The sequence below is a fragment of the Aliiruegeria lutimaris genome (assembly GCF_900099935.1).
Classification (GTDB): domain Bacteria; phylum Pseudomonadota; class Alphaproteobacteria; order Rhodobacterales; family Rhodobacteraceae; genus Tropicimonas; species Tropicimonas lutimaris.
This window is the reverse complement of record NZ_FNEK01000068.1, coordinates 21404-28294: the sequence shown is the minus strand read 5'-3', so window position 1 is coordinate 28294 and position 6891 is coordinate 21404. Positions and strand designations below refer to the sequence as shown.

Genomic DNA, 6891 nt, shown 5'->3' with positions numbered 1-6891 from the left:
TGCATGGTTCCTGTTCCTGCCACCCTACAGCCCAGATCTGAATCCCATCGAGATGGCCTTCTCGAAACTCAAGACACTGATCAGGAAGGCCGCCGCGCGAACCTATGACCAACTCTGGGCCGCCGTCGGACAGGTCTGCAACCTCTTCTCGGACGAAGAATGCTACAACTACTTCAAAGCCGCAGGCTATGAGGCCGATTAAACGCGACACGCTCTAGAGGTAAGTGGCATCGATCATGATGGTCTTGTGATCAGCGGCCTCGGCCGCCAACCCTTCCATGATCCGGGCAAACACGCCCATATCGCTCCATCGTTTCCAACGGTTGTAGAGCGTCTTGGGCGGACCATACTCGTTTGGAGCATCAGACCAACGTAAGCCATTGCGGTTGATAAATATAATCCCGCTCAAGACACGTTTGTCGTCGACACGTGGTTTGCCATGGCTCTTTGGAAAGAAGGGTCGGAGCCGAGCCATTTGCTCGTCGCTCAGCCAGAAAAGATTGCTCATCACGCCTCCTGAAGCTCAGGAGCTTGAATCAGTCCGACCCGACAACCGCAACCAAATCAATGGGTCCAGAGCCTAACGCGTTCGTGCAGCAGGTCCTCGACATTCCTGAGCGACAGCGGGAAGCACACATAAAGCATCACGGCCAGGCAGATGATCTCGCGGCTGGTCCGGAAATACCTGAATGGGTCGTCTTTCGTCATCCCAAGACGCTACGAGACCACCCTGCCCCGCTCAGCTTCATCGCCTTGACACCGCCCCTTTGATTTGTCACCACGGTCAGAATACCCTGCACATGGATCGCCAGAACGGAGCGCCCCCTGTCGCTGGTCCGTCCGCATCGGCAGGACAATTCGGACAAGTACGAGGGGGAAATATGTCCTCATTGAACAGTGAACCGCCAGGGTTACTGGCTATCCGATCTGAAATGGCGCGTCAGCAGGCCGATGCGCTCGCCTCGTTCCGAATTGCGGGTCCGGTCGCCGACAAGGTGGCCCGGAGCATTCGAGAGGCGGGTCGGGTCCTGTTTCTGGGCATGGGGGCGTCGCATGCTGTCGGTCGCGCGCTCGAGCCGATATACCGATCGCTCGGATATGACGCGGTCGCCCTTCCCCTGTCCGAACAGCTGGAACAGCCGATGCCGGTCAGGGACCGTGTCGTTCTGGTGACCTCGCAATCCGGCGAAAGTGCCGAGATCCTGCGGTGGTTCCGGGCCGAACCTGCACCCATGCACACCTATGGCGTCACGCTCGATGCTACATCGAGTCTCGCAGAGAAGGTCCCGTGCCTTGTCGGCGCTGGCGGGACCGAGCGCGCTTTTGCAGCCACGCGCAGCCTCACCGTCTCGCTGGCCCTGCACGCGGCGGTCCTTGCGCGCCTCGGTGCCCCGACCGATGGGCTGGAGGACGTCCTGTCCAACCCGGCGGTGCCCGATCTCTCTGCGGCGCTCGCACGGTTCGGCAAGGTCCGCGCGATCGTCGCCAGCGGGCGGCGGCTTCAAGGACTGGCCGACGCGATGGCGCTTGGCCTGGCCGAACTCTCGCGCCTGCCCTGCCTGTCGCTCGAGGGTGGCCAGCTGCGGCACGGCCCGCTCGAGATGCTCGGGCCGGAGGTCGGCGTGGTGATGTTCCGGGGACAGGACGCGACTTCGCATCTGGTCGCCTCGCTCGCCGGGGCCGTGGTCGAGACCGGTGCACCTCTCGTCGTCTTCGACAGTTCGGGAGACGCGCCTATCGAGGGGACGGCGAGCGTGGTGATGCCCCCTGCCTCCTGCATGCTGGCGATTTTCCGGCTGCTGCCGGCGGCGCAAGACTTCATGCTCGCATTCGCGGCGTCTCGGGTGGCCGATGTCGGAACACCGCTCCGCTCGCAGAAGATCACCAGGATCGAGTGAGCAGATGCTGCCTCTCGCCGTCGTCGGAAACGTGAATGTCGACCTGATCCTTGGCCCTGCCGCGCCTTGGCCGATTCCGGGATCGGAGATCATCGTTGATCATTCGGATTTGCGCGTGGGCGGGTCGGCTGCGAATTCGGCCCTGACCTTGGAGGCGCTCGGTGCCGATTTCCAGTTCGTCGCCAATACCGGAGCGGATTTCTATGGCGCCTGGATGCGTGATGAGCTTGCGCCACGTTCGGCGGGCTGGACAATTGCCGACGGTCAATCAACTGTTTCTGTGGGTATCACTCATCCCGATGGCGAGCGCACCTTTTTTACTAACACGGGCCATCTTCTCGAACTCGGCTGGCCGGAGGTGCGAGACGGCATCGACTGGCCCGCGCTTGCCGACGGATGGCTGTTGCTCTGCGGAATCTTCCTGAGCCCCCGGATGTCCAGGGATTTTGCCGCGCTTTCGGACCATTGCCGGCGTCACAGCGTGCGCGTTGCACTCGACACCGGGTGGCCGCCGGAGGGCTGGGAGGGCGAGACCCGGGACAGCGCGCGCGGCTGGCTGCCCGGGACCGATTGCCTGCTGGTCAACGAGGCCGAAGCGGCGGCGCTCTCGGGGCAAGCGGACCCGCGTCTCGCCGGCCGGGCACTGCTGTGCGAGATGCCTCCAGACGGGATCGTTGTCGTCAAACTCGGACCGGACGGAGCACTGGTCTTCAGCGAGACAGAGGAGATCCGAGTTCCTGCGCCCGCGGTTCGGGTTGTGGACACGATTGGCGCCGGGGATGTGTTCAACGCCGGATTCCTGAAGGCCCTCGCGGATGGGTGCTCGTTGACCGAGGCCACGAAGCGTGGCGTGCGGACGGCATCGCGCGCGATCTCGACTTTTCCGCGCAGCTACGACGGCCTGTCAGGCTGACAGCGCCGCGATGAGCCTCGGGACCTCTCCGGCACGCAGACAAACCGGGTTCACGATCAGGCAATGCGGCCGAAATGGGTCGATAGCGGTGTGAACCGGCTCGTCCTGCGCGGCAAGGATGGCGCGCCTCAGCGTCGCCTGTTCGGCGTCTGCGCAGGCGAGCACCAGGACCGGGATCGCGTCGGTTTTTTGCGCGCCTTCGATGGACACCGCACAACCGGATGCGGGCGCGAAGCCGCCTTCGATTTGCCGGCAGATGGAGAGCCATCGGCCATGCCGCGCTGCATCGCCTTCCGCGAGGAAATGCTCGAGGGCGGCCAGAAGGCCAAAGATCTCATTCTTGCCGACCTTGCAGCAACGGCCGATTCCCTGACGCGGCAGCCCGGCGAGTTTCGCTTTGTCGATGAAACCGGCTGGCGGGTTCCAGGCCGACCACTCGACATCCATGTCAAGCATCTGCATCGCCGCCGAGGCCACGAGGTCGCGACTCCCGCAGAGGATTCCGGTTCCGGCCGGACCGCCGAGCACCTTGCCGCCGGAATAGACCACGAGATCGGCGCCTTCGGCGATGAAACGTCGAAGATTGGCGGCCGGTGGCAGTTCGGCCGCCGCATCGACGATCAGCGGCAGGCCGTGCCGCCGTGCGATCTCGGCGACCGCCGGCAGAGCCGGCCGTGCGCGTTCGCTCTGAACATAAAGGATGGCGGCGGTTCGCGGGCCGATGGCGCTCTGGAATTCCCAGGGCTCGGCATCGCGGATTCCGGCGCCGGCCAGAGCCTCCGGCAGGCCGATCTCGACAAGGCGGGCGCCGGCCGCCCGGAGCGCGTGGTCATAACCGTTGCGCTGGCCGCGGGCGACGACAACCTCCGACCGTTCGCCAGGCTCCGGCAGCGCGTTCATCCGCGCCACGTCGAACTTCGCGAGACAGGCGGCAGCGGAGAGAAGCAGGCCCCCGGAGGCGCCGGAGGTGACAATGCCGGCTTCAGCCCCGGTCGCCGCCGCGATAGCGCGCGAGGCATGGGCCTGAACCTCGAACATGTCCGCGGAGACGGTGTCCGCTTTCGCCATCGCTTCGAGAACCCCGGGAGCGAGCGGGCTGCCGGAGAGCCGGGTCAGGGGGCCGGCGGCATTGATGATCGTCGGACAGCCCTGCAAAGTCGGTTTCCCCATGTCAGTGGGCATCGCCATCCCCTGCCCTACCAAACCATCCCGCGCGCATCGACGCGGGTCAGGCCGAGGAGCCGGCCGGCACGCTTGAGCGCGACCCGGTCGAAGAGGTTGCTCACCGGGCAGGCGTGGTTCGGCAGCACCTCGAGCACCTCGCCCACCTTGGGCTTTCGGTCGACGTTCGAGATGTTCAGGTAGCCATGCTCTTCGTTGAGTGTATAGAGCCGCGCGTCCTCCAGCCTGGGCACGCAGCCGAAATCCGGCAGCCCGAGGAGGTCGCTTGTCAGTGCCTTGGAGCCGGCGTCGAGAATGGCACGTTCCGGCGTCGGCACGCTGACCACCGTCGTTCGCACCGTGAGCGCGCAATCCGCCAGCGTGCAGGCGCCGACCTCAATCAGCGAACGGTCGAAGTAGACATTGGTTCCGGCGCGGTATTCGGTGGCCACTTCGAGCCCCTCGTCGCTCCACATCTCCGGCGAACCGCCGGTGCTGACGACCCGGGTTTCGAGTCCGGCAGCGGCGATCCGCTCGCGCGCGTCGGTCAGAAACGCGGCGCCAGCGCTTCGGGCTCCCGTCGCCGGATAGGTCATCAGGCCGCCATAGCGCACGCCCTCGGTCCGGTCGATCAGTTCCGCGAGCTCGCGCGCCGCGGTCGGGGTCTGGACCCCGTTCCGGCCTGCGCCAGTCTCGCACTCGACCAGGATATCGATCGCGCGCCCGGCGCTCCGGCCCGCCGCCGCGATTCCGGCGACGACATCGGCATTGTCGGCAACCAGCGAGATTCCGGTCCGCCTTGCCAGCGTCTCAAGTCGCTTGAGCTTCGGCATGCCGACCAGGTTGAAGGTCATCAGGATGTCGGTGATCCCGGCATCCGCCATCACCTCGGCCTCGCCGAGCTTCTGGACGCAAATGCCGCGCGCCCCGACGTCGACCTGGAAGCGTGCCAGCCCGGTCAGCTTGTGGGTCTTGACGTGCGGGCGATTGGCGATGCCGAGCTGGTCGCACCGCGATTGCCACCGGCGGATGTTGCGCTCGGCCACGTCGAGGTCGACCACGGGAACAGGTGTTTCGAGCATCTCCTCCGCAACCGGCTCGATGTCGAAGTAGGACTCGATCTCGCGCGCGGTCATGACGGGTTGATCCGGAAGTCGCTGCCCTCCGGGAGCAGTTGCCCGCCATCGACGACGATGGTCGTTCCGGTGATATAGGCGGCCTCTTCGGAGGCCAGGAACAGGAAAGCGTTCGCCACGTCCTCCGGGGTTCCAAGCCGTCCGAGCGGAATGGAATGCGCCATGCCCGCGATGAACTCGGCGCTGCGATGCGCCTTCATCCCCTCGGTGAGGATGTTGCCCGGCTCGACGCCGTTGACGGTGATGCCGAACCCGGCGAATTCCAGTGCTGCCGCCCGGATGAAGCCGTTGATCCCGGCCTTGCTGGCCGAGTAGTGACCATGGCCCGGGCTTGTTACATGCGGCCCGGTGATCGACGAGGTGAAGATCATGCGGCCGGAATTCTGGGCCTTCATCGGTTTCAATGCTGCCCGCGCGGCGAGGAAACAGCCGCCGAGATTGACCGCCATCACCCGCGCCCACTCCTCCGGGCTGGTATTCTCGATCAGCGTCCAGGGATAGATCCCGGCGTTCTGAACCAGGATGTCCAGACGGCCGAACCGCGAAAGCGCAGCTTCGACCGCGCGCTCCGCCTCCGCCGCGTCAGCGATGTCGGTGCGGATGTAGAGGCCCCCGAGCCGGTCGGCCAGTGCAATACCGTCATCGTCCTCGAGATCGGCGATCACCACCGCGGCCCCCTCGGCCGCAAAACGCTCGGCAATGCCCCCGCCAATGCCCCGCGCCCCACCGACAACCAGCGCAACTTTTCCGTTCAGGCGTCCGTTCACAGCAGTTTCTCCCTTAGTCGCAGCTTGAAAGTGTCGAGCAACACCGCCGCGAGCACCAGGCCGCCGAGGATCATCTGTGTGAAATGAGCCGGCAGGCCCATGAGGTTGATCGCGGTGTGAATAGAATAGAGCAGCAGGACCCCGGCATAGACACCGGGCAGCTTGCCGATGCCGCCCTTGAGGCTGACGCCGCCGATCACCACGGCGGCGAAGGCGTTGAAGAGCATTCCGACGCCAAGATTGGCGGTGGCGCCCGAGGTGCGGATCGCCAACAGCCAGCCGGCAAGACCGGCCAGAACTCCGGCGACGACAAAGCTCGTCCAGAGTATCCGGTTGCTGTTGATACCGGCGCGGAACGTCGCGTCCTGGTTGCCGCCGACAAGCGTGATGTAACGGCCGAAGGGCGTCTTCGCCATGACGAAGGCGAAAATCACGAAACAGCCGACCGAGATCCACGCCAGGAGCGGCACGCCCAGAATGTCCTCCATCCCGATGATCCGAATGGGCGGCGCGAGGTTCTGGGCGCTGCGTCCGCCCGAGATCGCCACCACCAGGCCCCGCACCCAGATGAAGGAGGCCAACGTCACGATGAATGCGGACATGCCCACACGGGTGACGAAGAATCCGTTGATGAAACCGATTATCCCACCCACGGCCAGGGCGATCAGCAGCGAGACCACTGGCATCAACCAGGCGGGCTCGAAGGCGATCCCCATGCCGACGCCGCTGCTGGAGAAGAGCATACCGGTCACCATGGCCGAGAGCGCCGCTGTCGATTCGACCGACAGGTCGAGATTGCCCGCGATGATCACGATCGCCAGACCGATCGCCATCACGCCGACGAAGGTGGATTGCTCGAAGATGTTGGCGAATATCCCGAACTGGAAATAGTTGGGAACCGTCAGGGAAAACACGGCCAGCACGACGATCAGCATCAGCCAGACCAGGTTGTCGAGCAGGAATTCTATGGTGGCGCGGCGCGCTGGTGACATTGAACAGACCTTGTTCGGGGCGCC

Annotated in this window: 7 protein-coding genes and 2 pseudogenes; 3 read left to right on the top strand and 6 right to left on the bottom strand. The window is 64.9% G+C overall.

What is annotated here, in order from left to right:
• On the top strand, nucleotides 1-202 hold a 202-nt coding region (locus BLR85_RS22315; protein WP_170844573.1), incomplete at its 5' end, for a transposase.
• Between the two features lie 15 nt (nucleotides 203-217).
• On the opposite strand, the pseudogene BLR85_RS22310 reads toward BLR85_RS22315, so the two are convergent.
• Both BLR85_RS22310 and BLR85_RS28645 read right to left on the bottom strand, forming a co-directional pair.
• A pseudogene (locus tag BLR85_RS22310) lies at nucleotides 218-508 on the bottom strand (transposase); the annotation flags it as partial.
• A 77-nt stretch (nucleotides 509-585) separates the two neighbouring features.
• A pseudogene (locus BLR85_RS28645) lies at nucleotides 586-708 on the bottom strand (IS6 family transposase); the annotation flags it as partial.
• A gap of 224 nt (nucleotides 709-932) precedes the next feature.
• Between BLR85_RS28645 and BLR85_RS22305 the strand changes: the two are divergent.
• Complete coding sequence (locus BLR85_RS22305; protein ID WP_244520830.1) at nucleotides 933-1898, top strand: SIS domain-containing protein; 966 nt, start codon at nucleotides 933-935, stop codon at nucleotides 1896-1898.
• Nucleotides 1899-1902: 4 nt separating this feature from the next.
• Entirely contained in the window at nucleotides 1903-2811 is a 909-nt protein-coding gene (locus tag BLR85_RS22300; protein ID WP_093162610.1) for a carbohydrate kinase family protein, read from the top strand.
• Here the strand turns inward: BLR85_RS22300 and BLR85_RS22295 are convergent.
• From BLR85_RS22295 to BLR85_RS22280, 4 genes are read right to left on the bottom strand one after another with little or no spacing between them, the layout of a single operon-like run.
• Complete coding sequence (locus BLR85_RS22295; RefSeq protein ID WP_170844704.1) at nucleotides 2803-3993, bottom strand: aminotransferase class V-fold PLP-dependent enzyme; 1191 nt, start codon at nucleotides 3991-3993, stop codon at nucleotides 2803-2805. The two genes, BLR85_RS22300 and BLR85_RS22295, sit on opposite strands and share 9 nt — an antisense overlap.
• 14 nt (nucleotides 3994-4007) lie before the next feature.
• Nucleotides 4008-5108 (bottom strand): alanine racemase, encoded by a 1101-nt coding sequence (locus tag BLR85_RS22290; RefSeq protein ID WP_212635135.1) that lies wholly within the window; start codon nucleotides 5106-5108, stop codon nucleotides 4008-4010.
• The gene (locus tag BLR85_RS22285) at nucleotides 5105-5875 is read right to left on the bottom strand and encodes an SDR family oxidoreductase (RefSeq protein WP_093162604.1); all 771 of its coding nucleotides are present in this window, start codon (nucleotides 5873-5875) and stop codon (nucleotides 5105-5107) included. The genes BLR85_RS22290 and BLR85_RS22285 overlap by 4 nt, the downstream gene beginning before the upstream one ends.
• The gene (locus BLR85_RS22280; protein ID WP_093162601.1) at nucleotides 5872-6867 is read right to left on the bottom strand and encodes an ABC transporter permease; all 996 of its coding nucleotides are present in this window, start codon (nucleotides 6865-6867) and stop codon (nucleotides 5872-5874) included. Before BLR85_RS22280 ends, BLR85_RS22285 begins: the two co-directional genes overlap by 4 nt.
• Between the last annotated feature and the right edge of the window lie 24 nt (nucleotides 6868-6891).